Here is a 25,453-nt window from a genome sequence, read left to right as displayed (position 1 = left end):
ATAATTTAGATCGTTCCAAATATCAAGACGGAAAAGCGATGCTCCGCATCTCAGCAGAAGCCTTCTCGGTCCCTGTAACCATTGTCCTCTGTGCCGCTTAACCCCTTCGCACCAACTACATCAAGGGGTTAACTCAGAGCCATTCACTGGCGTCGCGCGGACTGCCGACCAACAGCGGATTCAAAAAAGTGAGCAAATGCCACTTGACGAGTTTGGAACGTTCCAATTATTAAGGAAGCAAGAGATAAGAAATGCCGGTGGGGAGGATAGTGATGGCGAAGGAGCGGGTGACGGTCGTCGATATTGCGCGCGCCGCCGGCGTGTCGAAGTCGACCGTGTCGCTCGTCCTGCAGGGAAGTCCACTCGTCAACGAGGCGACCCGAGCGAAGGTGAACGTTGCGATCCGCGATCTCGGCTATGTCTACAATCGCGGCGCCGCCAATCTCCGACAGGCGAAATCCAAGATTATCGGCATCGTCGTCAACGATCTCACGAACAGTTTCTTCGCCGAGCTCGCCGTGGGGGTCGATGCGGTGGTGCAATCCGCCGGGTTCGTTCAGTTCCTGGCCAATACCGGTGAAAAGATCGAGCGCCAGCGCGAGGTCATCGCCTCGATGCGCGAGCACGGCGTGTCGGGTCTCATCATCTCGCCGGCGCGCGGCACGGAGGCAGCCGATCTCGCTCCGCTGGTTGCCAGCGGGATTCCCGTCGTACTCGTCGTCCGCGATATCGCCGGGGCAGGCGTCTCATCGCTCACCTCCGACAATCATGCCGGAGCCATGGCGGCGGTCCGCCATCTGGTCGAGCGCGGCCATCGCCGGATCGCATTTCTGGGCGGCTTTCCCGACACGGCCGTCTTCGAGGCGCGTATGCGCGGCTATCGCGATGCGCTTCGCGAGGCGGGTTTGGCTTCCCCCGACGAACTCGTCATCGGCTCGGCGCCGTCGCGCGCCGGCGGCGTGACCGCAATCGAGCAGGCGATGATGCTGAAGGAGCGGCCAACGGCGGCGCTCTGTTTCAACGATGCCGTCGCCTTCGGTGTTTGCGACGGTCTGCGCGCGCGGCGGCTGGAGCCGGGTGCGGATTTCGCAGTGATCGGCTTCGACGACGTGATCGAAGCGAAGACCGCCGTGCCGGCGCTGACCACGGTCTCGGTCGATCCGCAGGGCATGGGCGAGCGGGCGGCGGAATTGCTGCTGAAGCAGATCGATGCGGGGCGCGCCGAGCCCGAGGCGATCGTCAGTCCGGTGCGGCTCGTCGTTCGCCAGAGCTGCGGCGCGGCCGCCGAGCGCAGAGCCAGGGAGGTGTCACTATGATTCGCTGGGGATTGATCGGCGCGAGCACGATCGCGCGCGAATGGGTGATCGGCGCGATCCGCGCCGCTGGCGGCGAGGTGACGTCGGTGATGAGTTCCAGCGCCGAGCGTGGTGAGGCCTATGCGGCGGAAAACGGCATCGGCAAAGCTGTAACGAGTGTCGATGAGCTCGTTGGCGATGCGGAAGTCGATGCGGTCTATATCTCGACGACCAACGAGCTTCACCATGATCAGGCGCTCGCGGCGATCCGTGCCGGCAAGCACGTTCTCTGCGAGAAACCCCTGGCGATGACCTTGAATGACGGCTGCGAAATGGTGCTCGCCGCCTGCGAGGCCGGCGTCGTGCTCGGCACCAACCATCACCTGCGCAATGCCGCCACACACCGCGCCATGCGGGAAGCGATCGCCGCGGGACGGATCGGCAGGCCGATCGCGGCGCGGGTCTTCCACGCCGTCTATCTGCCGCCGCATCTGCAAGGGTGGCGGCTCGACAGGCCGGAAGCCGGCGGCGGCGTCATCCTCGACATTACCGTGCACGATGCCGACACGCTGCGCTTCGTCCTTGACGACGACCCGATCGAGGCCGTGGCGATCAGCCACAGCGCCGGCATGGGCAAGGAAGGGCTCGAGGATGGCGTCATGGGGGTCCTACGCTTCCGCTCCGGCGTGATCGCCCAGTTCCATGATGCCTTCACGACGAAATATGCCGAGACCGGGTTCGAAGTGCACGGCACCGAAGGCTCGCTGATCGGCCGCAACGTGATGACGCAGCGGCCCGTCGGCACCGTCACGCTTCGCAACGAAGAGGGCGAGACCGAACTGCCGCTCGACCACCGCAATCTCTACGAGACGGCGCTTGAGGCTTTCCACGCTGCGACTGATGGCAACGGCGCCCCGTCGGCGACGGGCGAGGACGGGGTCTGGTCGCTCGCCACCGGCCTCGCGGTCGTAAAGGCGGCGGCCACCGGCATGGCCGTCCAGATCGAAGCAGGACTTTGAGTGCGCATGACCATGAGCAAGCACATTTCCCCTGCCGAAGCGGCCGCTCTCATCCCGGACGGGGCAATCGTTTCGGTTTCCTCGTCCAGCGGCCTCGGCTGCCCGGACCTGATGCTGAAGGCGATCGGCGAGCGCTTCGATGCAACGGGCCATCCCCGGGATATCACGACGCTGCATCCGATCGCCGCCGGCGACATGAGCGGCATCAAGGGCGTCGACTACATCGCCAAGCGGGGCCTTCTGAAGAAGATCATCGGCGGCTCCTATCCTTCCGGCCCCTCGACCGCCGAGCCGCCGCTGATCTGGCAGATGATCGGCGCGGACGAAGTAGCGGCCTACAACATTCCGTCAGGCATCCTCTTCGACATGCATCGTGAGGCGGCGGCAAAGCGTCCGGGGGTCATGACCAAGGTCGGGCTCGACACTTTCGTCGACCCGTCGCGCGAAGGCTGCGCGATGAATCCCTCCGCCGCCGCCGAACCGGTCGTCAAAAAGGTCACCTTCGAAGGCGAGGACTGGCTCTATTTCAGGGCGATCGCGCCTGAGGTGGCGATCATCCGCGCCACGACGGCGGACGAGCGCGGCAATCTCACCTATGAGCATGAGGGAGCCTATCTCGGCGGCCTCGATCAGGCGCTCGCCGCCCGCAACAATGGCGGCATCGTCATCGCCCAGGTGCAGCGCATCGCCAAGGAGGGTTCGCTGAAACCCCATGATGTGCGCGTGCCGGGTGTCCTCGTCGATTACGTCGTCGTCGATCCCGACCAGAAGCAGACGACGCAGACGCTTTACGATCCGGCCATTTCCGGCGAGATCTTCCGGCCGCTCGACAGCTTCCGGCTGCCGGAATTCAACATCCAGAAGGTGATCGCGCGCCGTGTCGCGCAGGAGCTTCAGGCCGGAAGCGCCGTCAATCTCGGCTTCGGCATCTCGGCCAATGTGCCGCGCATTCTGCTGGAGGAAGGGCTTCACGGCGCCGTCACCTGGGTGATCGAGCAGGGCGCGGTCGGCGGCGTGCCGCTGCTCGACTTCGCCTTCGGCTGCGCGTCCAATGCGGACGCCTTCATGCCGTCGCCTTACCAGTTCACCTATTTCCAGGGCGCCGGCTTCGACGCGTCGCTGCTCTCCTTCCTGGAGATCGACCGTTCGGGCTCGGTGAACGTCTCGAAGCTCAGCTTCCGCCCGCATGTGACAGCCGGGGCAGGGGGCTTCGTCGATATCACCGCGCGGGCGAAGAAGATCGTCTTCTCCGGCATGTTCAATGCCGGAGCGAAACTTGGCGTGGCGGACGGCCGGCTCGTCATCGAGAAGGAAGGCAAGCTCAAGAAGCTCGTCAGAGAGGTCGAGCACGTTACCTTCTCCGGCCGCCGGGCCATCGAGCAAGGGCAGGACGTCACCTATGTCACGGAACGCTGCGTGATGAAGCTGACGCCGGACGGCATTGTGGTCACGGAAATCGCACCGGGCGTCGATCTTGAGACGCATATTCTCGACCAGTCGGAATTCCCGCTGATCGTCTCCGATAAGCTGAGAGTGATGGATGCGGTCTTGTTCGGCGAGGCGCCGATCGGCCTCACTCTGCCCGCCAAGGCGCCGCGCCGGCTCGCGGGAGGCGCCGATGGCTGACGGACGCATCCGGGTTGAGTTCGACGGTGCGGTCGCGACGATGACCGTTGCACGGCCGGAAAAACTGAATGCCTTCGACATCGACATGCTGAAGGCGCTCGCTTCTGCTTGCGACAGGGTCGAGGCCGAGCGGGACGTACGTGTCGTCATTCTTACAGGCGAAGGCAAGGCCTTTTCCGCCGGCGGCGACATCAAGGCGTGGGGTGGCATGGAGCCCGCCGCCTTCGGCCATGATTGGGTGCGCTTCGGCCATCGCGTCTTCGAGCGTTTGGCGACCCTGCGCATGCCGGTCATCGCCGCCTTGAACGGTCACGCGCTCGGTGGCGGGCTGGAACTGGCGGCGGCAGCGGACATCCGCATTGCCGAGAGACAGGTGACGATCGGCCTACCCGAGACGAGCCTTGGCATGGTGCCCGGCTGGTCAGGCACGCAGCGCCTCGTCACCCGCTTCGGCGCGCAGATTGTCCGCCGCATGGTGCTCGGTGGCGAGATGTTCTCGGCGGAAGAGGCGAGGGCCGAGGGCCTCATCGATGCGGTCGCCGAGACCGGAACGGTAATGCAAGCGGCGCGGGATTATGCGGCGCGGATTGCGAGTCGCGGGCCGGCGGCGCTCGAAGTGTCGAAACTGATGATCGCTTCGGCCAATGGCGAGGACAAGGGCGCGGCGGTCGAGGCGCTGGGCTCCATCCTGGTCGCCAAGACCGGCGATCTCAAGGAAGGTGTCGCGGCCTTCAGCGAAAAGCGCGAAGCGCGCTTCAAGGGAGACTGGTGATGACGGTTCTGTTGAGGCCGAAGGCGCTCGGCGACTATAAGATCCGCGAATTCCGGATGCTGATCGACGGCCAATGGGTGGGCGGCGCCGAGGGCCGGACGATCGAGCGGGTGGCGCCCGGTCATGGCGTCGTCGTCAGCCGCTACCAGACGGCGACCAAGACGGATGCGGAACGGGCGATCGCAGCCGCGCGACGTGCCTTCGACGACGGCCCCTGGGCGCGCATGACCGCATCCGAGCGGTCGCTGATCCTGCTCAAAGCGGCCGACATGATCGCGGCGCGCGCGGACGAACTCGCCTTCCTCGACGCAATCGAGTCGGGCAAGCCGATCAGCCAAGCCAAGGGCGAATTGGCAGGGGCTGCGGACATCTGGCGCTATGCGGCCGCACTTGCCCGCGAGCTCTCGGGCGAAAGCTACAATACGCTCGGCGAAGGCACGCTCGGGGTCGTGCTGCGCGAGCCGATCGGCGTCGTCTCGATCATCACGCCCTGGAACTTCCCCTTCCTGATCGTCAGCCAGAAGTTACCCTTCGCCCTTGCCGCCGGCTGCACGGCGGTGGTGAAGCCATCGGAGCTCACCTCCGCTTCGACGCTCGTTCTTGGCGAGATTCTCGAAGCTGCAGGCGTGCCGGCCGGGGTCGTCAACATCATCGTCGGCACGGGACCGGAAGCGGGTGCGCCACTCACCAGCCATCCGGATGTCGACATGATCTCCTTCACCGGCTCGACCGGCGTCGGCAGGCTGACCATGACGAATGCGGCGCAGACTTTGAAAAAGGTCTCGCTCGAGCTCGGCGGCAAGAACCCGCAGATCGTCTTCCCGGACGCCAATCTCGATGAATTCGTCGATGCCGCCGTCTTCGGCGCCTATTTCAATGCCGGCGAATGCTGCAATGCAGGCTCGCGGCTGATCCTGCACTGTGACATTGCCGAGGAGGTGACCGCACGCATCGCCAGCCTTTCGGCCAAGGTGAAGGTCGGCGATCCGCTCGACCCCGAGACGCAGGTCGGCGCGATCATCACGCCGCAACATCTCGAAAAGATTGCCGGCTATGTTTCGGCGGCGTCGAGCGATGGCGCGACCGTCGCCCAGGGAGGCACAGCGCTCGATCTCGGGATGGGCCAGTTCATGGCGCCGACCATTCTCTCGGCCGTTCGCCCGGAAATGGCGGTGGCGCGAGAAGAGGTCTTCGGGCCGGTCCTCTCGGTGCTCACCTTCGAGACGGCGGAAGAGGCGATCCGCATCGCCAATTCCATCGATTACGGACTTTCGGCCGGCGTTTGGAGCCGCGATTTCGACACGTGCCTGACCATCGGGCGGCGCGTGCGCGCCGGCACGATTTGGATGAACACCTTCATGGATGGCGCCGCGGAACTGCCTTTCGGTGGTTATCGGCAGTCGGGGTTGGGACGCGAACTCGGGCGCCACGCGGTCGAGGACTATACGGAGACGAAAACGCTCAACATGCATATCGGCCAGCGCACCAACTGGTGGATGCCGCGCTGAGGTCGGGAGGAAAGATGGGATCGGGTGCGACGACAATGATCGCGGCCCGCCGCTCCTTTGCGGGTCAGTTGCGCCTCGATGCGCGCGGGAGATATCCGGCGAAGGGGGAAGTCGTCGTAGCCGACGAAATGGTGTAACGTTTTAAATGGGTTGGGCGGCGTATGCCGCAGGCCCATGCCGTCCGCAGGAGAGGGCGGCATTAAAAAGGCGGAGGAGATTTCCGCTTCGGTAACTTGCAAACGGGAGGATAACGATGCGCAAGTTGATGACGACGACGGCTGTTGCAGCACTGATGTTGGCGGCCACGGCCGCGCGCGCAGCAGAAAACGTGGAAGTGCTGCACTGGTGGACGTCCGGTGGCGAGGCCACAGCACTTGAGGTCCTGAAAAAGGATCTGGAAAGCAAGGGCATCACCTGGACCGACATGCCGGTCGCCGGCGGCGGTGGCAAGGAAGCCATGACGGTACTTCGCGCCCGCGTCACCGCCGGCAACGCGCCAACGGCGGTGCAGATGCTCGGCTTCGATATTATCGACTGGGCCAAGGAAGGCGCACTCGGCAACCTGGACGACATCGCCGCCAAGGAAGGCTGGGAGAAGGTGATTCCGGCCGCCCTGCAGCAGTTCTCCAAATATGACGGCCACTGGATCGCCGCCCCGGTCAATGTCCATTCGACGAACTGGGTCTGGATCAACAAGGCCGCCCTCGACAAGGCCGGCGCCAAGGAGCCGACGACCTGGGAAGAGCTGATCGCACTGCTCGACAAGTTCAAGGAGCAGGGCATCACGCCCGTTGCCCACGGCGGCCAGGCCTGGCAGGATGCCACAATCTTCGACGGGGTCGTGCTTTCGCTCGGCAACGACTTCTACAAGCAGGCTTTCATCGACCTCGATCCGGCAGCGCTCGGCGGCGACAAGATGAAGGAGGCCTTCGACCGGATGACGAAGCTGCGCTCCTATGTCGACGACAACTTCTCCGGCCGTGACTGGAATCTCGCCTCGGCGATGGTCATCGAGAACAAGGCCGGCCTGCAGTTCATGGGCGACTGGGCGAAGGGCGAGTTCCTGAAGGCCGGCAAGAAGCCGGGTACCGATTTCGTCTGCATCCGCTTCCCGGGAACGCAAGGCTCGGTCACCTTCAACTCCGACCAGTTCGTGATGTTCAAGGTCTCCGAGGACAAGGTTCCAGCGCAGTTGCAAATGGCCTCGGCAATCGAAAGCCCGACCTTCCAATCGGCCTTCAACGTCGTCAAGGGTTCCGTTCCGGCTCGCACCGACGTTCCGGATAAGGATTTTGACGACTGCGGCAAGAAGGGCATCAAGGATCTGGCCGAAGCCAATGCCAAGGGCACGCTTTATGGTTCCATGGCGCACGGTCATGCCAACCCGGCCGCCGTCAAGAACGCGATCTATGACGTGGTGACCCGCCAGTTCAACGGCGAGCTCAGCTCCGAAGACGCGGTGAAGGAACTCGTCGCGGCGGTCGAGGCTGCGAAGTAAGCGACGGAAAAGGGGGCGGATGCCCCTCATCCGGCCTGCCGGCCACCTTCTCCCCGCGTGCGGGGAGAAGGGAATGCGCGGCCAGCTCCGGCATCTCTCTGGGAGTGGAGCAGTCGCGGCACCTCCATCTCTCCCCGCATGCGGGGAGAGGGCTAAGGTGAGGGGCAGATGCGCGGCACGAACGAAACGATACTGCAACGGTGGTAACAAACATGGATAGCCGCACCCGGCTGCAGGAGCTTCTGCCGAAGCTCGTGCTTGCCCCCAGCTTTCTCATAGTTCTGGTGTTCGTCTACGGCTTCATCGCCTATACGGGCTTCCTGTCCCTGACGGACAGCAAGATGCTGCCGTCCTACAATTTCGTCGGCCTTTTGAACTATAGCAGGCTGTGGGCCCTGCCTCACTGGTGGCGGGCGATCAGCAATCTCGCGATCTTCGCTACACTCTATATCGTCATTTGCTGCGTGCTGGGGCTCGCGCTCGCGATCCTGCTCGACCAGAAGATCCGTGTCGAGGGCTTTCTCCGGCCGATCTATCTCTACCCGATGGCGCTATCCTTCATCGTCACGGGGACTGCGTGGAAGTGGTTCCTCGATCCCGGCATCGGCCTCGAGAACACCATGCATCTCTGGGGTTGGGAGAGCTTCTCCTTCAACTGGATCAAGGACCGAAACCTCGCGATCTATTGCGTCGTCATCGCCGCCGTCTGGCAGTCGACCGGCTTCGTCATGGCGATGTTCCTCGCAGGCCTGCGCGGCGTCGACAACGAGATCATCAAGGCCGCGCAGATCGACGGGGCGACGACGCCGACCATCTACCGGCGGATCATCATTCCCCTGATGCGGCCGGTCTTCCTCTCGGCCTTCGTCGTGCTCGCCCACCTCGCCATCAAGGCCTACGACCTGGTCATCGCGCTCACCGGCGGCGGGCCGGGGCAGGCGACCGAGCTTCCGGCGACCTTCATGTATTCCTACACCTTCACCCGCAACCAGATGGCGATCGGCGCCTCGTCCGCGATCATCATGCTGGTCATGATCTTCTCGATCATCATTCCCTATCTCTATTCCGAAGTCCGGGGAGGAAAACGCTGATGGGCGCTCCCAGTCCTGAGAACGTCATCTCGCACAATCGCCTAACGCGCGCTCTGATCTATCTGGCGCTGATCCTCTTCGCGCTCTATTCGCTGCTGCCGCTCTACGTGATGCTGGTGAACTCGTTGAAGCCGCTCGACGAGATCCGGCAGGGCGGCATGCTGAACCTCCCTCAGACCTGGACCATAGAGCCTTGGCTTTCCGCCTGGTCGACGGCGCAGATCGGCGTGCAGCCGACCGGTCTTCGCCCCTTCTTCATCAACTCGATCCTGATGGTCGTGCCGGCCGTGGCGATCTCGACGATGATCGGCGCGCTCAACGGCTACGTGCTGACGAAATGGCGCTTTCCCGGCGCAAACATCTTCTTCGGCATGCTTCTGCTCTCCTGCTTCATTCCCTTCCAGATCGTGCTGATCCCGATGGCGCGCATCCTCGGCATTTTCGGCCTGGCGGGGTCGATCTGGGGGCTGATCCTCGTGCATGTGGTCTATGGCATCGGATTCACGACGCTCTATTTCCGCAACTATTACGAGGCTTTCCCGACCGAGCTGGTACGCGCGGCGCAGATCGACGGCGCGAGCTTCTTCCAGATTTTTCGGCGGATCCTGCTGCCGTCCTCCGGGCCGATCATCGTCGTCTCCGTCATCTGGCAATTCACCAACATCTGGAACGACTTCCTGTTCGGCGCCTCGTTCTCCGGGCCCTATTCGACGCCGATGACGGTGGCGCTCAACAACCTGGTGAGCTCGTCGACGGGGGTCAAGGAATACAACGTCCACTTCGCGGGCGCGATCCTCGCCGCCCTGCCAACGCTCATCGTCTACATCGTGTCCGGCCGCTACTTCGTCCGCGGGCTGATGTCCGGCGCCGTGAAAGGGTAAGCCCATGTCGTTCCTGAAGATCGCCAACCTGCGCAAATCCTACGGCGCCCTCGAAATCCTCAAGGACATCAACCTCGAAATCGAAGAGGGCGGCTTCCTCGTGCTCGTCGGCCCCTCAGGCTGCGGCAAGTCGACGCTTCTGAATACGATCGCGGGGTTGGAGCCGATCACCTCCGGCGATATCGCCATCAACGGCCGCTCCGTCACGGGATTGCATCCGTCGAAGCGAGACATCGCCATGGTGTTCCAGTCCTATGCGCTCTATCCGAACATGACGGTGGCCGGAAACATCGCCTTCGGCATGGAAATCCGCGGCGTGCCGAAGGAGGAGCGAGAGAAAGCGATCCGCCAGGTTGCAGACATGCTGCAGATCGGTCATCTGCTCGACCGCAAACCCAGCCAGCTCTCCGGCGGCCAGCGCCAGCGCGTCGCCATGGGGCGGGCGCTCGTGCGCAATCCGCAAGTCTTCCTGTTCGACGAGCCCTTGTCGAACCTCGATGCGAAGCTGCGCGTCGACATGCGAACCGAGATCAAGCGGCTGCACCACCGCATGAAGACGACGATCGTCTATGTGACCCACGACCAGATCGAGGCGATGACGCTTGCGACCAAGATCGCGGTGCTCAAGGACGGCGTGCTGCAGCAGTTCGGGACGCCGGCGGAGATCTACAACAACCCCGCCAACATTTTCGTCGCCGATTTCATGGGATCGCCGGCGATGAACCTCCTGAAGGCGCGCATCGAGACGGAGGGCGCGCAGGTCGCGGTGACGCTGGCGCGTCCGCATGCCGAGCCGCTGAAGCTCGCCGTGCCGCATAACGGAGCGCTCTCCGCCTATGCCGGCAGGGAAGTCATCTTCGGCATCCGCCCGGAGGCCCTGACCGATCCGGACGGGGCGGACCGCAATGCAAAATTCGTCGCCGAGGGCGAATGCCTGATCGAGGTGGTCGAGCCGGCAGGATCCGACACCTTCGCGGTCACCCGGCTCGGCGGCAAGGAGGTCGTCGCGCGGCTCAGGGCCGACGCCCGCATCGCCCCCGGCCAGACGTCGCGGCTCGCCTTCAATCTCGACAAGGCGGTGTTCTTCGACCCTGAGAGCGAGAAGCGGATCGCATGAGCCCCAGCATGGAGAGCCAACCGGACATCGTCATCATCGGGTCGGGGATCGGCGGCGCGACCGTGGCGGCGGGTCTCGCACCTTCGGGTGCCGAAGTCCTCATCCTCGAAGCCGGTCATCACATCGAGGATCTGCCGGTCAACCGCGACCAGCGGGCGATCTTCCAGCGCGGCCATTTCCGCCCGAAGGAGACCTGGTACGAGGCCGGCAGTCTCGGCTTCAATCCCGGCAATTATTACAATGTTGGCGGCAACTCGAAATTCTACGGCGCGGTGCTCACCCGCTATCGCCGCGAGGATTTCGAGGAGATGCAGCATCTGGACGGCGTCTCTCCCGCATGGCCGTTTCCCTATGAGGAGCTTGAGCCCTGGTATTCCAAGGCCGAGCAGCTCTATCACGTGCGCGGCAAACTCGGTGAAGACCCGACCGAGCCGGTACATTCGAACGACTACGCTTACGGTCCCGTGCCGGACGAGCCGGCGATCGCCAAGGTCCGCAAGCGCCTGGCGGAAATCGGGCTGCATCCCTATTCGCTGCCGCTCGGCGTCGATATCGAGCGCTGGCTCGCCAAGGGCAAGACACCCTGGGACGCGCATCCGAACTGTTTCGACGGCAAGATGGATGCCGAAACGGCGGCGCTGACCGTGGCGCTCGAACATCCGAATGTGCGGCTGCAGACGGGCTCACGTGTGGTCCGGCTCACGACGATACCGGATGGCAAGGCGGTCGAGGCCGTGCGCTACGTAAAGGACGGGGCTGAGCACAGCGTCTCGCCGAAGCTCGTGATCCTTTCGGCCGGCGCGGTGCAATCGGCGGTCCTGCTCTTGCGCTCGGCCGACGAACGCAATCCGGCGGGTCTAGCCAACCGGTCCGACCAGGTCGGCCGCAATTTCATGAACCACAATTCGAGCGCAGTGATCGCGCTGAGCCCCTGGTATCGCAACGATTCGGTCTATCAGAAGACCTTCGGCCTCAATGACTTTTATCTCTCCGACGGGGCGGGCGGGCCGCCGCTCGGCAATATCCAGCTTCTCGGCCGCGTCTCCGGCGCGATCCTGAAGGCAAATATGAAATCGATGCCGGAATGGCTGTTGAACCAAGTATCCGCCCGCGGCATCGACTTCTACGCCATGAGCGAGGACCTGCCCTCGCCGGAGAGCCGCGTCATGGTCGACGGCGACCGCGTCGTGCTCAAATGGGTGCGCACCAATTGGCAGGCACATCTCGACCTCGTCGCCAAGCTGAAGGCAATTCTGAAGAAGGCGGGCTTCCCGGTCGTGCTCGCGCGCGCCTTCGACAAGCGAACGCCGTCGCATCAGTGCGGCACGCTGCGGATCGGCACTGATCCCACGCAAGCGCCGCTCGACGTCTATTGCCGCGCCTTCGACCATCCGAACCTTTTCGTCGTCGACGCCGGCTTCCTGCCGACGTCCGCTGCCGTCAATCCGGCCCTGACGGTCGCCGCACAGGCGCTGCGCGTCGCGGATCACATCGTCAGAGAGGATTTGCAGTCATGACGGACAAGGCACGCCCCGTCGCGATCGTCACCGGCGGCCGCCGCGGTATCGGACTCGGCATTGCTCGCGCGCTCACGGTAGACGGCTTCGACATCGCCATCACCGGCATCGGCGATGCGGAAGGCGTCGCTCCGGTCATCGCCGAACTCGGCTCGCTTGGCGCGCGGGCCATCTTTCTGAGGGCCGATCTCGCCGACCTTTCGAGCCATCAGGTGACCGTCGACGCGGTAGTCGCGGAATTCGGCAGGATCGACTGCCTCGTTAACAACGCCGGCATCGCCTCGATCATGCGCGGCGATTTCCTCGATCTGAAGCCGGAGAATTTCGACACGATCGTCGGCGTCAACCTGCGCGGCACCGTCTTCTTCACGCAAGCGGTGCTGAAGGCGATGCTCGCGGGGGAGGCGGCCTCACCGCGCTCGATCATCAACATCACCTCGGTTTCAGCGGCAATGACCTCACCGGAGCGGCTCGACTATTGCATGAGCAAGGCGGGCCTTGCGGCCTTCAGCCAGGGCCTGGCGCTAAGGCTTGCCGAAACCGGCATCGCCGTCTTCGAGGTCCGCCCCGGCATCATCCGGTCCGACATGACCTCGGCCGTCTCCGGCAAATACGACGCGCTGATCGCAGGTGGACTTGTGCCGATGCGGCGCTGGGGCGAGCCGGAGGATATCGGCAACATCGTCGCGGGGCTTGCCGGCGGCAAATTTGGCTTCGCCACGGGTTCGGTGATCCAAGCCGACGGCGGGCTTTCAATCAGCCGTCTTTAGGAGATTGAGCACCTGCGCGGGGATGCATCGGGATTATCAGGCCTGAGATTTGGAACATTCCAAACGCAGGCATGGAGGAAACGGAGAATGGCATTCGACTACATCATCACCGGCGCAGGGCCAGCCGGTTGCGTGCTCGCCAATCGGCTGAGCGAGGATCCGACCGTAAAGGTGCTGCTGCTCGAGGCGGGCGGCAGCGACTGGAACCCGCTGTTCCATATGCCGGCCGGCTTCGCCAAGATGACGAAAGGCGTGGCGAGCTGGGGCTGGAACACGGTGCCGCAAAGGCACATGAAGGGTAGGGTACTGCGCTATACGCAGGCGAAGGTGATCGGCGGCGGCTCCTCGATAAACGCGCAGCTCTACACCCGCGGCAATGCCGTCGACTACGATCTTTGGGCGAGCGAGGACGGCTGTACCGGCTGGGACTATCGCAGCGTGCTCCCCTATTTCAAACGCGCCGAGGACAATCAGCGCTTCGCCGACGACTACCATTCCTACGGCGGCCCACTCGGCGTCTCCATGCCCGTCTCGGCGCTGCCGATCTGCGACGCCTATATTCGCGCGGGCCAGGAGCTCGGCATCCCCTATAATCACGACTTCAATGGAAGGCAGCAGGCGGGCGTCGGCTTCTATCAACTGACGCAGCGCAACCGCCGCCGCTCTTCAGCCTCGCTTGCCTATCTCTCGCCGATCAAGGATCGAAAAAACCTGACGGTGCGCACCGGTGCCCGCGTCGCCCGCATTGTGCTCGAAGGCCGCCGAGCAGTCGGCGTCGAGGTGGTAATGGCCAAGGGGAGCGAAACAATCCGCGCGGACCGCGAGGTGCTTGTCTCTTCGGGTGCGATCGGCTCACCGAAGCTTCTCCTGCAATCCGGCATAGGGCCGGCCGACCACCTGCGTTCGGTCGGCGTCGAGGTCAGGCACGATCTCCCCGGCGTCGGCGGCAATCTCCAGGACCATCTCGATCTCTTCGTGATTTCCGAATGCACCGGCGACCATACCTATGACAATGTCGCCAAACTGCACCGCACGCTCTGGGCCGGGCTGCAATATGTGCTCTTCCGCTCCGGCCCGGTCGCCTCCTCGCTCTTCGAAACCGGCGGCTTCTGGTATGCCGATCCGAATGCTCGCTCGCCCGACATCCAGTTTCATCTCGGCCTCGGCTCCGGTATCGAGGCCGGTGTGGCCCGGCTCAAGAATGCCGGCGTCACGCTCAACTCCGCCTATCTGCATCCGCGCTCGCGCGGCACGGTTCGGCTTTCCTCCGCCGATCCGGCGCAGGCACCGCTGATTGACCCGAACTATTGGGAGGACCCGCACGATCGGAAGATGTCGCTAGAAGGCCTGAAGATCGCGCGCGAAATCATGCAGCAGCCGGCGCTCGAGCCTTTTGTTCTGGGCGAGCGTCTGCCGGGTCCCGAAATCAAGACGGAAGAGCAGCTCTTCGAATATGGCTGTGCCAATGCCAAGACGGATCACCACCCGGTCGGCACCTGCAAGATGGGAACGGACGCGATGGCGGTCGTCGACCTGGAGCTGAAGGTCCGCGGGCTCGATGGCTTACGCGTCTGCGACAGCTCGGTCATGCCGCGGGTGCCCTCCTGCAACACCAACGGGCCGACGATCATGATGGGCGAAAAGGGGGCGGACATCATCCGCGGGCTGCCGCCGCTGCCGGCGGCCGTCTTCCAGCACGAGCGCAACGACACGCGGCCGCGCGCCCGCGCCGATATCTGCTGACGGAGGATATGATGATCCGCCACTGCGTGTTCATCCGCTTCCGCCCGGAGGTAAGCGAGGTGGAAAAGACCGCGATCTTTGCCGAGATTGCGGCGCTGAAGGACCGTCTCCCGGGTTTCCTCGCTGTCCATGTCGGCGAAAATGTCAGCCCGGAGATCGGGATGGACAAGGGCTATGCCGAAGGATTCATCGTCGATTTCGCCGATGTAGCGGCGCGCGACGCCTATCTCGACGACGCGGAACATCAAAAGACCGGCGCAAAAATCGTTGCGGCGGCGGATGGCGGCGTCCAAGGTGTCTTCGTCTACGATCTCGAAATCCCGGACTGATTCGATGGCATTGATCGAGCCGCGCCCCTTCCTGACATCCCTCTTCGAGGCCGCCGTCGTCGCGGCCGACCCTGAAGCCGCCATTCGCGCCCATCTGCCGGCGCGGCCGAAGGGACGTACGATTGTCGTTGGCGCCGGCAAGGCCGCCAGCCAGATGGCGGCCGCGTTCGAGCGGCTCTGGGATGGGCCGCTGGAAGGAGCCGTCGTCGCCCGGCACGGGCCAGTCGAAAAATGCGAGCGCATCCGTGTCCTGCAATCGGCCCACCCGGTGCCAGACGAGGCGGGACTCGTTGCGTCGACCGCACTCCTCAAACAGATCGAGGGCCTGACGGCGGACGACCTCGTAGTGGCGCTGATCTCCGGCGGCGGTTCGGCGCTCCTGCCGGCGCCGCCCAAAGGGCTGACACTCGAGGACGAGATTGCCGTCAACAGAGCGCTGCTTGCCTCGGGTGCGCCGATCTCGGCGATGAATGTGGTGCGCAAGCATGTCTCGCGGATCAAGGGCGGGCGGCTTGCCCAGGCCGCTTCGCCGGCGCGCGTCGTCAGCCTCGTCGTCTCCGACGTTCCGGGTGACAATCCCGCCTTCGTCGCCTCCGGCCCTACGGTGCCGGACCGATCGAGCCTGGAAGAGGCGCGTGAGATCGTCGCGCGTTACGCCATGGCCCTGCCCGAACGGGTGATGGCGCATCTTTCCTCCGGTGCCGCACACGCGCCGAGCCCTGATGACCTCGCTTTCACCCGCAACGAAGTCCATGTGATCGCCTCGGCGAGCGTCTCGTTGGAGGCCTCGGCGGCGCGGGCTCGCGAAGCCGGCATCGAGGCGATGATCCTCTCGGATGCAATCGAGGGGGAGGCGCGCGACATAGGCTGCATGCATGCGGCGCTCGCGCGCGAGGTGGCCTCGCGTAACCGTCCGTTTACGAAGCCCGTGATGCTGCTTTCCGGCGGTGAGACGACAGTGACGATTTCCGGCGACAACTACGGCAAGGGCGGACGCAACAGCGAGTTCCTCCTGTCGTTCGCGCTCGACATCGACGGGATCGATGGCGTCGATGCGCTCGCCGCCGACACGGACGGCATCGACGGTTCGGAGGACAATGCCGGCGCCTTTGCCGACGGGGCGAGTGTCGCCCGCATGCGTGCTGCAGGCGTCGATCCGCGCGCGCATCTTGCCCGCCACGATGCCTGGTCGGCCTTCTCGGCCAGCGGCGACCTTTTCGTTCCCGGCCCGACTGGTACCAATGTCAATGATTTCCGGGCGATATTGATACGATGATGTGCATCGGCAGCCGGACGCGCTACTGCATGTTTCCTTAAATCGTACCCGATTTAAGGACAAAAACATGCAGCAATTCAAAGTGCTACAGCGTCCTTTGTGCGTCTGAAAAGACGCACGGCGCTGTAACGTCCGGCTGCCGATGACAAAACGCCGTGTTGCTTACCGCACCCGCTTCAGAGCATCTCCGAGGGTCGAGACGATTTCGCCGAAGTGCTTCTTTTCGACGATCAGCGGCGGCGAGAAGGCGATGATGTCGCCGGTGACGCGGATCAGGAGGCCCCTCTCGAAGCAATCGACGAAGACGTCATAGGCGCGGGCGCCGGGCGCGCCGTCGCGTGGGCTGAGCTCGATGCCGGCGATGAGGCCGATGGTACGGATGTCGATGATATGCGGCAGGCCTTTGAGCGAATGCATCGCCTCGTGCCAGTCCTCTTGCAGCTCGGCGGCGCGCGTCATCAGGCCCTCATCACGATAGATGTCGAGCGTGGCGATGCCGGCGGCGCAGGCGGCCGGATGGCCGGAATAGGTATAGCCATGGAAAAGCTCGATCTGGCCCTCCGGCCCCTGCATCAGCGCGTCGTGCACCTTGCGGCTCGCAAAGACTGCGCCCATCGGAATGGCGCCATTGGTGAGGCCCTTGGCGGTGGTGACGATATCCGGCGTCACGCCGAAATAGTCGGTCGCAAAGCTTGCACCCAGGCGGCCGAAGCCGGTGATCACTTCGTCGAAGATCAAGAGTATGCCGTGCTTGTCGCAGATGGCGCGGAGCCGTTCCAGATAGCCCTTGGGCGGGATCAGCACGCCGGTCGAACCGGCGACGGGCTCGACGATGCAGGCGGCGATGGTTTCGGCGCCATGCAGCGCCACGAGCCTTTCGAGATCGTCGGCGAGTTCCGCGCCATGTTCCGGCTGGCCTTTGACGAAAGCGTTCTTCGCGAGGTCATGGGTGTGGCGCAGATGGTCGGAACCGGGAAGCTGTGGGAAAACACGGCGATTATTGACAAGGCCGCCAACGGAGATGCCGCCGAAGCCGACGCCATGATAGCCGCGCTCGCGGCCGATGAGCCGCGTGCGCGTGCCCTGGCCGATCGAGCGCTGATAGGCCAGCGCGATCTTCAGCGCCGTGTCGACGGACTCCGAGCCGGAGCCGGTGAAAAATATCCGGTCGAGTTTGGCGTTCGGTCCCCCGGGGGCGATTTCGGCGAGCCGCTCGGCAAAGTCGAAGGCGATCGGATGGCCCATCTGGAAGGAGGGGGCGTAATCCATCGTGGTCAGCTGCCGCTCGACGGCGGCGGCGATCTGCCGACGGCCATGGCCGGCATTGACGCACCAGAGGCCGGCAGTGCCGTCGAGGATCGTCCGGCCGTCGACGCTGGTATAGTGCATACCCTCGGCGGAGGCGAGCAGGCGCGGTGCCGCCTTGAACTGGCGGTTGGCGGTGAAGGGCATCCAATAGCTGTCGAGAACCGGGGCGTTGGGCTTGTTGTGGGGTTTCATGGCAATCCTCCTGTCGGTGGCGCGATTGACTCCATGATTTGGATTACCGAACAAGTCCTTTTCTTCATTCAGCTAAGCCATTGGATTTTATCGAATGTGTTTGATAGGGTTTCGATATTCCGAACAACGTGAACACGGGAACGTCTGATGAGCGTCGACATCGGCAACCGCCTGCGCCATGTGCGGCTGATGCACAATCTTTCCCAGCGCGAACTCGCCAAGCGGGCGGGCGTCACCAACTCCACCATCTCGCTGATCGAATCCAACGCGTCCAATCCTTCGGTCGGGGCTCTCAAGCGCATTCTCGACGGCATTCCGATCGGACTCGCGGAGTTCTTCTCCTTCGAGCCCGAAAAGCCGCGCAAGGCCTTCTACGCGGCGGAAGAGCTGGTGGAGATCGGCAAGGGATCGATCTCCTATCGCCAGATCGGCGACAATCTCTTCGGCCGCAGCCTGCAGATCCTGAAGGAGTGCTATCAGCCGGGCGCCGACACCGGCAAGGTTCCGCTGGTGCACGAGGGCGAGGAGGGTGGCATCGTACTCTCAGGCCGTCTGGAGGTGACCGTCGACGACGAGCGGCGCATTCTTGGGCCGGGCGACGCCTATTATTTCGAAAGCCGCCGGCCGCACCGTTTCCGTTGTGTCGGACCGGTACCCTGCGAAGTGATCAGCGCCTGCACGCCGCCGACGTTTTGAGAAAGGGCGGCCGCATCGCGGCCGCCTTACTTTTCCTTACGAAAGCCGCGCGCAGGCGGCGGCGATGCGCTCCAGCGCTTCTCGCAACTCCGCTTCCGACGTTGCATAGGAGATGCGGAAGAAGGGCGAAAGACCGAAGGCCGAGCCGGGGACGACGGCGACGTAGGCGTCTTCGAGCAGATAGGCGCAGAAATCCGTATCCGTCTCGATCCGCTTGCCGGCGGGCGTCACCCTGCCGAGCATGCCGGCGCAGCCGGAGAAGGTGTAGAAGGCGCCTTCCGGGACTCGGCAGTCGAGTCCCTCGATCGCGTTCAGGCCGTTGACCACTAGATCGCGGTGGCGCTGGAAGCTCGTGGTGCGCTCCTTTAGGAACTCTTGCGGGCCGTTGAGTGCCGCTACCGATGCGGCCTGGCTCACTGAGGACGGGCAGGAGGTCGCCTGACTCTGGACGACGGCCATCGCCTTGATCAGCTCGCGCGGGCCGCCGGCATAGCCGATACGCCAGCCGGTCATCGCATAGGCTTTCGAAACGCCGTTGACGGTGAGCGTGCGGGCTTTCAAGCTAGGCTCGAGCTGAGCCGGCGTTGCGAAGCGGAAACCGTCATAGACGATGTGCTCGTACATGTCGTCGACGAGCAGCCAGACATGCGGATGCCTGAAGAGCACGTCGAGCAGCGGGCGGTAGTCGGCCGCACTGTAGGCGGCACCGGACGGGTTGGAGGGCGAATTCAACAGCATCCAGCGCGTCCGCGGCGTGATCGCCGCCTCGAGCTTGTCGGCAGTGAGGCGGAAGCCCGACGATGCATCGCACGCGATCAATACCGGCTTGCCTTCGCAGATCTGGACGATGTCCGAATAGGAGGTCCAATAGGGCGTCGGGATGATCACCTCGTCGCCAGGGTTGATCGAAGCCATCATGGCGTTGAAGAGGATCTGCTTGGCGCCGGTCGCGACCGTGATCTCGTCCAGCTCGTAGGCAAGGCCGTTCTCGCGCTGAAACTTTTCGCGGATTGCCTTCTTCAATTCCGGCGTGCCGTCGAGCGCCGTATATTTCGTCTCGCCGCGCCAGATCGCTTCCGCAGCGGCTTCCTTGACGTGGTCCGGAGTATCGAAATCGGGCTCGCCGGCGCCGAGGATGATGACCGGCTTGCCCTCGCGCTTCATCGCATTCGCTCGCGCGCCGATCTTCAGAATTTCCGAAACGCCGATCGAGGAAATCCGCGAGGCGGGCAGAAAGCCCGCCTCCTTGACCGTTGCATTGATGGTCATGGTCGATCCTATTCGATTATTCGATGTCGCCAATCATTCGATGTCGAAAGACACGCCCTGCGCCAGCGGCAGAGCCTTCGAATAGTTGATCGTGTTGGTGGCGCGACGCATATAGGCCTTCCAGGCGTCGGAGCCCGATTCACGGCCGCCGCCCGTTTCCTTCTCGCCGCCGAAGGCGCCGCCGATTTCAGCGCCGGAGGTGCCGATATTGACGTTAGCAATGCCGCAATCTGAGCCGTCGGCTGCGAGGAAGCGCTCGGATTCCTGCATGTCGCGGGTGAAGATGGACGAGGAAAGTCCGGCTGCGACGGCATTGTGCTCGGCGAGCACGGCGTCGAAGTCGCTGTACTTGATGACATATAGGACGGGCGCGAATGTCTCTTCGAGCACCGGGCCCTCCTGCTTCGGCATTTCGACGAGCGCCGGCTTGACGTAATAGCCGTTCTCGTAGCCGAGCTCGACGCGCTCGCCGCCGGTGACGGCGCCGCCACGGGCCTTCGCCTCGGCGATCGCCTTCTGCATGTTGTCAAAGGCGGCCTTGTCGACGAGCGGGCCGACGAGCGCGGTCGTTTCCAGCGGATTGCCGACGGAGACCGACTGGTAGGCCTTCTTCAGCCGCGGAACGAGCTGGTCGTAGACGCTTTCATGGACGAAGAGACGGCGCAGGGTCGTGCAGCGCTGGCCGGCAGTGCCCATGGCGCCGAAGGCGATGGCGCGCAGAGCCATGTCGAGATCGGCCGAAGGGCAGACGATGCCGGCATTGTTGCCGCCGAGTTCGAGGATCCCCCGGGCGAAGCGCTTGGCGAGCCGCGGACCGACTTCGCGGCCCATGCGGGTGGAGCCGGTCGCCGAGACCAGCGGAACCTTCGGATGGTCGACGAGAACTTCGCCGATAGCACGATCGCCGATCAGCACCTGCGACAGGCCTTCCGGCGCGTCACCGAAGCGGGCGATGGCGCGCTCGAGGATCGCCTGGCAGGCGAGCGCGGTGAGCGGCGTCTTTTCCGAAGGCTTCCAGACGACGGCGTCGCCGCAGACGAGAGCCAGCGCCGCATTCCACGACCAGACGGCGACGGGGAAGTTGAAGGCGGAAATGATGCCGACGACGCCGAGCGGATGCCAGGTTTCCATCATCCGGTGACCGGGACGCTCGGTGGCGATCGTCAGGCCGTAGAGCTGGCGCGAGAGGCCGACGGCGAAATCGCAGATGTCGATCATCTCCTGCACTTCGCCGAGGCCCTCGGACGGGATCTTGCCGGCTTCGATCGAGACGAGGCGACCGAGATCGGCCTTGAAAGCGCGCAGTTCCTCGCCGAGCAGGCGGACGAGCTCGCCGCGCTTCGGTGCGGGCACGAGCCGCCACGCGCGAAAAGCCTCGTCTGCCTTCTCGATCTTCTTAGCCGCCTCGGCGGCCGACACGGTTTTGAGGCTCGCGATCTGTTCGCCTGTGATCGGGCTGAAGGACGGCATATCGCCGCAGGTGTAGAGTTCCTTGGCGACGCCCAGCTTGTCGAGGAGGGCGGCCGTCTCCTTGGCGACGTCCACTTTCTTGGCTGCAATGTTCATGTTCTGACTCCCGTGTAATTGTCGTTGGCGTTGGCTGCGGCGACCTAACCAAAACGCACGCTGCCGAGCTTGCTCGGCGAGGTGAGCGTCTTCAGGCCGGCGGCCATCTCTTTCAGTTTTTCCGGTGTGTAGAAATCGTAGTAAGCCTGGTTGCGGCGGCCGATCGCGTGTTCGGCGCTGAAGCTGCCTTGATACTCTTCGACCGCGACCGCAAAAACCCATTCGCGCAGGCGCTGCTCGAAGGAGGGATCGATCGTAAGCCGGCTATCTTTCGCAACGACCAGGTTGAAGTGGACGCCGCCGTCACCGATGTGGCCGAAGTCGCAGACAGTGACGCCCGGAAACGTCTCCGGCATCTCCGCCTTCATATGGTCGCAGAAGGCCATGATGTCACCCCTGCGGAAGGAAAGATCGAAAGCGATCAGTTTGCCGAGATGCTTCACGCCTTCCGAAAGCGCGTGGCGCAGCGACCAGATCTCATGCGGCGGGCCGACGAGGGCGTCGGCGAGCGGCGCTCCTTCCAGTTCCCAAATCTCTGCGAGCACGTTTTCGAGGACCGCGTCGAGCGGCTCTTCGCCCTCGCGCGGCGCCGAGGTGCGAGAAATTTCGGCGAGGATCACATAGTCGGGGATATTGCCGCCCTGGAATGGATTCTTGAGCGACGGCACATGGGCGAAGGCCGCCGCGACCGCATTTTTCGACATGCCCTCGAAGGCGGAGAGATAGGCGCCGAGCCGCTCTTCCATGGCTTTGAGCAGCGGCAGCACATGCGCCCCGCTGGCCGGTACCAGGAAGGCGGTCGCGGTCTGCTTCGGAACGCGCTCGAGATTGAGCACGCATTCGGTGACGATCCCGAAGGCGCCGGAGGTGCCGATGAAGATCTGCTTCCAGTCGACGCCGGTATTGTTCTTGCGGAGGTCCGAGTCGAGGTCGAGCACCGTGCCGGCCTCATCGGCGAGCACTACTTTCAGCCCCAGCGTGTTGCGGCGGACGTCGCCATATTTGAGGAACCGCGAGCCGCCGGTGTTGGTGGCGATCATGCCGCCGATCCGCGGATCGGCGCCAAGATCGATCGGGAAGAATAGATCGTGCTCCTCCAGCCGCCGGTTGAGGTCCGACAGGCGGAAGCCCGCATCGACCCGCACCGAGCGATTGTCGAGGTCGAGTTCGAAGCGGCGGGTCAGCCGGTCGAGACTCAGTACCACTTCGTCGCCGGAGCTGTCCGGCGTCGAACCGGAAACGAGACCGGTATTGCCGGACTGCGGGATGAGGGGGATGCCGTTGCGCACGCAATAGGAGACGGCGGCCGAGACCTCCGCCGTCGTCGCCGGGCGCAGCACGGCGGCCGCGCGGCCACGGTCATAGCGCGCGCCCGTCTCGTAGGTCTCCATGTCTTCCGAACGAGTGACGACGCCCTTGTCGCCAAGGAGCTTCGTCAATGCGTCGATATGATGCTCGTCAATCATCGTCGGCGTATCATTCCGCTGCCACGGCGGCGGCCAGCGCCTTGAGGCAGCTTTCGATCGATGCCTGCTCGATACCGGCATAGTGATCGAATTCGTTGAGCACGGCGACGCCGAGATCCGTCTCGAAGCGCTTCTGGTTCGGACTTGCGACGAATTCCTGCTGCGCGCCGTCGCCGAGGTTCGACTGGAAGATACCGGCGGCGCTCACCGGAAGGAAGTCCTCGTAGACGATCGGATCGAACTCAACCAGGCCGTCGGCGATGAGCGTTTCGAGGTCACGGCGGCCGGGAAGCTTCGTCTGCCGGCCGTTTTCCGTCAGAGAATAGCTGAAATAGCCGAGCCGCGCCTTACGGATTTCCGCCCAGCTGTCGGGGAACGCCTCGAAGGCCTTGGCCAGGGCCGCTTCGTATTCGCTGGCGTTGGAACCGTCGGCGGCGGGGCGCACGATCTTGCGTGATTCGTCGAGTAGACGGTCGTACAGGCCGCGGCCCTTCGGGGTCAGCGCGATGCCGCGCTGTTCGATCTCGCCGAAGCGGGCCGTGTGGGAACCCGCCTTCCAGCCACCGTCGGCGTCGCGGAAGGAGACCGGTTCCTCCAGCGCCTTGAAGGAGGTCTGGCGCAAGAGGATCGGGCAGTTGCGCGTCGGCGGCCCCTCGACGACAGCCTTGGGGGCAATGCCGTATGCCGGCATCAGCGCCTGTACCTTGTCGATATCGAGCGTGCGCGGCGTCAGATGGTTGATGTGCGGGCCTTTGAAGGAGACGACATCGGCGATCAGCCGGTGGGCGTCGTGCAGCCGCTTGTACATATCGGCACTGACGTTGGCCTTGTCATGCCAGCGGAAGGTCTCGAGCACTTGCGCCACGAAACGCTCGGCATCGGCCTTGTCGAGCCCGCCGTCGCGTTCTGCCCTTTCGGTGAGTTCGATGGCGCCCGGCGTGAAGATCTGGCGTTCTTTGAGAATCGCGTCCGCCTCGGCGCGCAGCGTCTCGTCGGCGATCAGGTCCAATCTCAGGAGCGAAGTGAAGACGCGGAAGGGGTTGCGCTTGAGCGCCGCCTCTCCGACCGGACGGAAGGCGGTGGAGTGCACTGGTACGCCGGCGGTCGAAAGGTCGTAGTAGCCGACCGGATACATGCCCATGACCGCGAAGACGCGCCGCATCATCGAAAGCTCGGCCGCGGTGCCGACGCGGATCGCCCCGTGCCGCTCCTCGGAAACACGTTCGAGCGAATCGGTTGCGTCGAGGCGCTCCTTCAGCACGATATCGGTAGCGAGCGTCTCCTCGTTCACCCTGGCAACCAGTTCCATCAGCGCTCCGTAGGCCGGAACCTCTTCCCGATACATGGCCGACATCGCAGCGGAAAAGGCCGAGCGGATATCGTCGGCGGACATGAAACTATTCTCTTTCACTGGGGCTCGCCTCGCGCTAAGGATGAAGGATAAGGTCATTCTTAATTCTGATCATATCGGATGAGCGTGGCCTTGGATCGCGCTGCTTCCAACTATGTTGATGCGAGGCTGGAATGAAGTTGAGCCGCCGACTGGTTCCTGATGTGACGACGCTGCAGGCCTTCGAATGTGCGGCCCGTCACGGCAGCTTCACTCAGGCCGCGGCCGAACTCAATCTCACGCAGAGCGCCGTCAGCCGCCAGATCAAGGATCTGGAAAATCAGCTCGGAGTCCTACTCTTCGAGCGCGTTCGCCAAAGGGTGATCCTTTCGGATGCGGGGCAGAAATTCCTGCCGGAGGTGCGCCGGCTCTTGAACCAGACCGAGGAGTTGATGGTGCGCGCCATGGCGTCGGCGCGCGCCGATTCGAGCCTCTCTATCGCGTCGCTGCCCACCTTCGGCAGCCGCTGGCTGGTGCCGCGCCTGCCGGATTTCTTGAGGCGCCATCCGGGCACTGTCGTCAACATCGCCTCCCGCTCCGCGCCCTTCGACTTCGACGAGCAGAATTTCGACCTGGCGATCCATTATGGCCAGCCCGTCTGGGCGCGAGCCATCTGCAGCTATCTCTGCAGTGAAGTCATCGTGCCGGCGGTGAGCCCGGCGCTTATCGCGGCGCATCCGGTGGAGACGCCGGTCGACATCGGCGGCGCACCGCTCTTGCATCTGGCGACGAGGCCCAAGCTCTGGGCGCGATGGTTCGAGGCAAACGGCGTCGAACAGGATGGCGCTTATCGCGGCAACCGTTTCGATCAATTCTCGATGGTAATCGAAGCGGCGACCGCAGGTCTCGGTTTTGCCCTTTTGCCCCGGTATCTGATCGAGCAGGAACTTGCCGCAGGCACCCTGCGGATCGTTCTTGATCGACCGATGCAGACAGAAAACAGTTACTACCTCGCCATTCCGGAAGGCAAGCTCGAGAACCCGATCAGCCGCGCCTTCCGGGAGTGGATCGCCGAACAGGTCGGCTGATCCGGCGCGGCCGGGGAGGTCCGGCGGAAGGGTTTCATGAGCCTCAGCCTTCGGACCAGGATACTGCCATGCACCAGGGAAGGGGCGGATTTGAAA

Annotated in this window: 22 protein-coding genes; 17 read left to right on the top strand and 5 right to left on the bottom strand. The window is 63.9% G+C overall.

Annotated features, from left to right (window positions below):
- Positions 1–272: 272 nt before the first annotated feature.
- From M728_RS15700 to M728_RS15630, 15 genes are all read left to right on the top strand, one after another.
- Positions 273–1,316, top strand: coding sequence for a LacI family DNA-binding transcriptional regulator (locus M728_RS15700; protein ID WP_026619516.1), 1,044 nt, complete (start codon positions 273–275; stop codon positions 1,314–1,316).
- Positions 1,313–2,314: a Gfo/Idh/MocA family protein gene (locus M728_RS15695; RefSeq protein ID WP_026619517.1), complete on the top strand. Its 1,002-nt coding sequence runs from the start codon at positions 1,313–1,315 to the stop codon at positions 2,312–2,314. The genes M728_RS15700 and M728_RS15695 overlap by 4 nt, the downstream gene beginning before the upstream one ends.
- Before the next feature lie 6 nt (positions 2,315–2,320).
- On the top strand, positions 2,321–3,940 hold the full coding sequence (locus M728_RS15690; RefSeq protein WP_156943358.1) for an acyl CoA:acetate/3-ketoacid CoA transferase: 1,620 nt from the start codon (positions 2,321–2,323) through the stop codon (positions 3,938–3,940).
- The gene (locus M728_RS15685; protein ID WP_026619519.1) at positions 3,933–4,712 is read left to right on the top strand and encodes an enoyl-CoA hydratase/isomerase family protein; all 780 of its coding nucleotides are present in this window, start codon (positions 3,933–3,935) and stop codon (positions 4,710–4,712) included. Before M728_RS15690 ends, M728_RS15685 begins: the two co-directional genes overlap by 8 nt.
- Positions 4,712–6,220 carry an aldehyde dehydrogenase family protein gene (locus M728_RS15680; RefSeq protein WP_026619520.1) on the top strand — a complete coding sequence of 503 codons (1,509 nt, stop codon included), beginning with the start codon at positions 4,712–4,714 and terminating at the stop codon, positions 6,218–6,220. Before M728_RS15685 ends, M728_RS15680 begins: the two co-directional genes overlap by 1 nt.
- 14 nt (positions 6,221–6,234) lie before the next feature.
- On the top strand, positions 6,235–6,357 hold the full coding sequence (locus tag M728_RS15675; protein ID WP_256375559.1) for a hypothetical protein: 123 nt from the start codon (positions 6,235–6,237) through the stop codon (positions 6,355–6,357).
- Positions 6,358–6,473: 116 nt separating this feature from the next.
- Positions 6,474–7,718: an ABC transporter substrate-binding protein gene (locus M728_RS15670; RefSeq protein WP_026619521.1), complete on the top strand. Its 1,245-nt coding sequence runs from the start codon at positions 6,474–6,476 to the stop codon at positions 7,716–7,718.
- Between the two features lie 212 nt (positions 7,719–7,930).
- A complete protein-coding gene (locus M728_RS15665; RefSeq protein WP_026619522.1) occupies positions 7,931–8,809 on the top strand; it encodes a carbohydrate ABC transporter permease in 879 nt (292 codons plus the stop codon).
- Positions 8,809–9,690 (top strand): carbohydrate ABC transporter permease, encoded by an 882-nt coding sequence (locus M728_RS15660; protein WP_026619523.1) that lies wholly within the window; start codon positions 8,809–8,811, stop codon positions 9,688–9,690. The genes M728_RS15665 and M728_RS15660 overlap by 1 nt, the downstream gene beginning before the upstream one ends.
- 4 nt (positions 9,691–9,694) lie before the next feature.
- Positions 9,695–10,807, top strand: coding sequence for an ABC transporter ATP-binding protein (locus tag M728_RS15655; protein WP_026619524.1), 1,113 nt, complete (start codon positions 9,695–9,697; stop codon positions 10,805–10,807).
- Positions 10,804–12,324: a GMC oxidoreductase gene (locus M728_RS15650; protein WP_026619525.1), complete on the top strand. Its 1,521-nt coding sequence runs from the start codon at positions 10,804–10,806 to the stop codon at positions 12,322–12,324. The genes M728_RS15655 and M728_RS15650 overlap by 4 nt, the downstream gene beginning before the upstream one ends.
- A complete protein-coding gene (locus tag M728_RS15645) occupies positions 12,321–13,094 on the top strand; it encodes a 3-ketoacyl-ACP reductase (protein WP_026619526.1) in 774 nt (257 codons plus the stop codon). Before M728_RS15650 ends, M728_RS15645 begins: the two co-directional genes overlap by 4 nt.
- Before the next feature lie 87 nt (positions 13,095–13,181).
- The gene (locus M728_RS15640) at positions 13,182–14,837 is read left to right on the top strand and encodes a GMC family oxidoreductase (protein ID WP_026619527.1); all 1,656 of its coding nucleotides are present in this window, start codon (positions 13,182–13,184) and stop codon (positions 14,835–14,837) included.
- 8 nt (positions 14,838–14,845) lie between these two features.
- Complete coding sequence (locus M728_RS15635) at positions 14,846–15,166, top strand: Dabb family protein (RefSeq protein ID WP_370906453.1); 321 nt, start codon at positions 14,846–14,848, stop codon at positions 15,164–15,166.
- Positions 15,167–15,170: 4 nt separating this feature from the next.
- The gene (locus M728_RS15630; protein WP_026619529.1) at positions 15,171–16,442 is read left to right on the top strand and encodes a glycerate kinase; all 1,272 of its coding nucleotides are present in this window, start codon (positions 15,171–15,173) and stop codon (positions 16,440–16,442) included.
- 162 nt (positions 16,443–16,604) lie between these two features.
- Here the strand turns inward: M728_RS15630 and M728_RS15625 are convergent, their stop codons facing one another.
- Positions 16,605–17,942, bottom strand: a complete 1,338-nt coding sequence (locus M728_RS15625) for an aspartate aminotransferase family protein (protein ID WP_026620193.1) — start codon at positions 17,940–17,942, stop codon at positions 16,605–16,607.
- A gap of 147 nt (positions 17,943–18,089) precedes the next feature.
- Here M728_RS15625 and M728_RS15620 point away from each other — a divergent pair, with 147 nt between their 5' ends.
- On the top strand, positions 18,090–18,638 hold the full coding sequence (locus tag M728_RS15620; protein WP_026620192.1) for a cupin domain-containing protein: 549 nt from the start codon (positions 18,090–18,092) through the stop codon (positions 18,636–18,638).
- 36 nt (positions 18,639–18,674) lie between these two features.
- On the opposite strand, the gene M728_RS15615 is transcribed toward M728_RS15620, so the two are convergent.
- From M728_RS15615 to M728_RS15600, 4 genes are read right to left on the bottom strand one after another with little or no spacing between them, the layout of a single operon-like run.
- Complete coding sequence (locus M728_RS15615) at positions 18,675–19,907, bottom strand: pyridoxal phosphate-dependent aminotransferase (protein ID WP_026620191.1); 1,233 nt, start codon at positions 19,905–19,907, stop codon at positions 18,675–18,677.
- A gap of 33 nt (positions 19,908–19,940) precedes the next feature.
- Positions 19,941–21,473: an aldehyde dehydrogenase family protein gene (locus M728_RS15610; protein WP_026620190.1), complete on the bottom strand. Its 1,533-nt coding sequence runs from the start codon at positions 21,471–21,473 to the stop codon at positions 19,941–19,943.
- A 44-nt stretch (positions 21,474–21,517) separates the two neighbouring features.
- On the bottom strand, positions 21,518–22,939 hold the full coding sequence (locus M728_RS15605; protein WP_026620189.1) for an FAD-binding oxidoreductase: 1,422 nt from the start codon (positions 22,937–22,939) through the stop codon (positions 21,518–21,520).
- Between the two features lie 10 nt (positions 22,940–22,949).
- Positions 22,950–24,350 carry a VOC family protein gene (locus M728_RS15600; RefSeq protein ID WP_026620188.1) on the bottom strand — a complete coding sequence of 467 codons (1,401 nt, stop codon included), beginning with the start codon at positions 24,348–24,350 and terminating at the stop codon, positions 22,950–22,952.
- A 113-nt stretch (positions 24,351–24,463) separates the two neighbouring features.
- Between M728_RS15600 and M728_RS15595 the strand changes: the two genes are divergently transcribed.
- Positions 24,464–25,357 carry a LysR family transcriptional regulator gene (locus tag M728_RS15595; RefSeq protein WP_026620187.1) on the top strand — a complete coding sequence of 298 codons (894 nt, stop codon included), beginning with the start codon at positions 24,464–24,466 and terminating at the stop codon, positions 25,355–25,357.
- Positions 25,358–25,453 lie beyond the last annotated feature (96 nt).

The organism is Ensifer sp. WSM1721 (assembly GCF_000513895.2).
GTDB lineage: Bacteria > Pseudomonadota > Alphaproteobacteria > Rhizobiales > Rhizobiaceae > Sinorhizobium.
This window is presented reverse-complemented; position numbering and strand designations above follow the sequence as displayed.

What these genes read in the sequence shown, in the direction of transcription:
- M728_RS15700 (WP_026619516.1), top strand. Translation starts at nt 273, where the DNA reads ATGGCGAAGGAGCGGGTGACGGTCGTCGATATTGCGCGCGCCGCCGGC.
- M728_RS15695 (WP_026619517.1), top strand. Translation starts at nt 1,313, where the DNA reads ATGATTCGCTGGGGATTGATCGGCGCGAGCACGATCGCGCGCGAATGG.
- M728_RS15690 (WP_156943358.1), top strand. Translation starts at nt 2,321, where the DNA reads ATGACCATGAGCAAGCACATTTCCCCTGCCGAAGCGGCCGCTCTCATC.
- M728_RS15685 (WP_026619519.1), top strand. Translation starts at nt 3,933, where the DNA reads ATGGCTGACGGACGCATCCGGGTTGAGTTCGACGGTGCGGTCGCGACG.
- M728_RS15680 (WP_026619520.1), top strand. Translation starts at nt 4,712, where the DNA reads ATGACGGTTCTGTTGAGGCCGAAGGCGCTCGGCGACTATAAGATCCGC.
- M728_RS15675 (WP_256375559.1), top strand. Translation starts at nt 6,235, where the DNA reads ATGGGATCGGGTGCGACGACAATGATCGCGGCCCGCCGCTCCTTTGCG.
- M728_RS15670 (WP_026619521.1), top strand. Translation starts at nt 6,474, where the DNA reads ATGCGCAAGTTGATGACGACGACGGCTGTTGCAGCACTGATGTTGGCG.
- M728_RS15665 (WP_026619522.1), top strand. Translation starts at nt 7,931, where the DNA reads ATGGATAGCCGCACCCGGCTGCAGGAGCTTCTGCCGAAGCTCGTGCTT.
- M728_RS15660 (WP_026619523.1), top strand. Translation starts at nt 8,809, where the DNA reads ATGGGCGCTCCCAGTCCTGAGAACGTCATCTCGCACAATCGCCTAACG.
- M728_RS15655 (WP_026619524.1), top strand. Translation starts at nt 9,695, where the DNA reads ATGTCGTTCCTGAAGATCGCCAACCTGCGCAAATCCTACGGCGCCCTC.
- M728_RS15650 (WP_026619525.1), top strand. Translation starts at nt 10,804, where the DNA reads ATGAGCCCCAGCATGGAGAGCCAACCGGACATCGTCATCATCGGGTCG.
- M728_RS15645 (WP_026619526.1), top strand. Translation starts at nt 12,321, where the DNA reads ATGACGGACAAGGCACGCCCCGTCGCGATCGTCACCGGCGGCCGCCGC.
- M728_RS15640 (WP_026619527.1), top strand. Translation starts at nt 13,182, where the DNA reads ATGGCATTCGACTACATCATCACCGGCGCAGGGCCAGCCGGTTGCGTG.
- M728_RS15635 (WP_370906453.1), top strand. Translation starts at nt 14,846, where the DNA reads ATGATGATCCGCCACTGCGTGTTCATCCGCTTCCGCCCGGAGGTAAGC.
- M728_RS15630 (WP_026619529.1), top strand. Translation starts at nt 15,171, where the DNA reads ATGGCATTGATCGAGCCGCGCCCCTTCCTGACATCCCTCTTCGAGGCC.
- M728_RS15625 (WP_026620193.1), bottom strand. Translation starts at nt 17,942, where the DNA reads ATGAAACCCCACAACAAGCCCAACGCCCCGGTTCTCGACAGCTATTGG.
- M728_RS15620 (WP_026620192.1), top strand. Translation starts at nt 18,090, where the DNA reads ATGAGCGTCGACATCGGCAACCGCCTGCGCCATGTGCGGCTGATGCAC.
- M728_RS15615 (WP_026620191.1), bottom strand. Translation starts at nt 19,907, where the DNA reads ATGACCATCAATGCAACGGTCAAGGAGGCGGGCTTTCTGCCCGCCTCG.
- M728_RS15610 (WP_026620190.1), bottom strand. Translation starts at nt 21,473, where the DNA reads ATGAACATTGCAGCCAAGAAAGTGGACGTCGCCAAGGAGACGGCCGCC.
- M728_RS15605 (WP_026620189.1), bottom strand. Translation starts at nt 22,939, where the DNA reads ATGATTGACGAGCATCATATCGACGCATTGACGAAGCTCCTTGGCGAC.
- M728_RS15595 (WP_026620187.1), top strand. Translation starts at nt 24,464, where the DNA reads ATGAAGTTGAGCCGCCGACTGGTTCCTGATGTGACGACGCTGCAGGCC.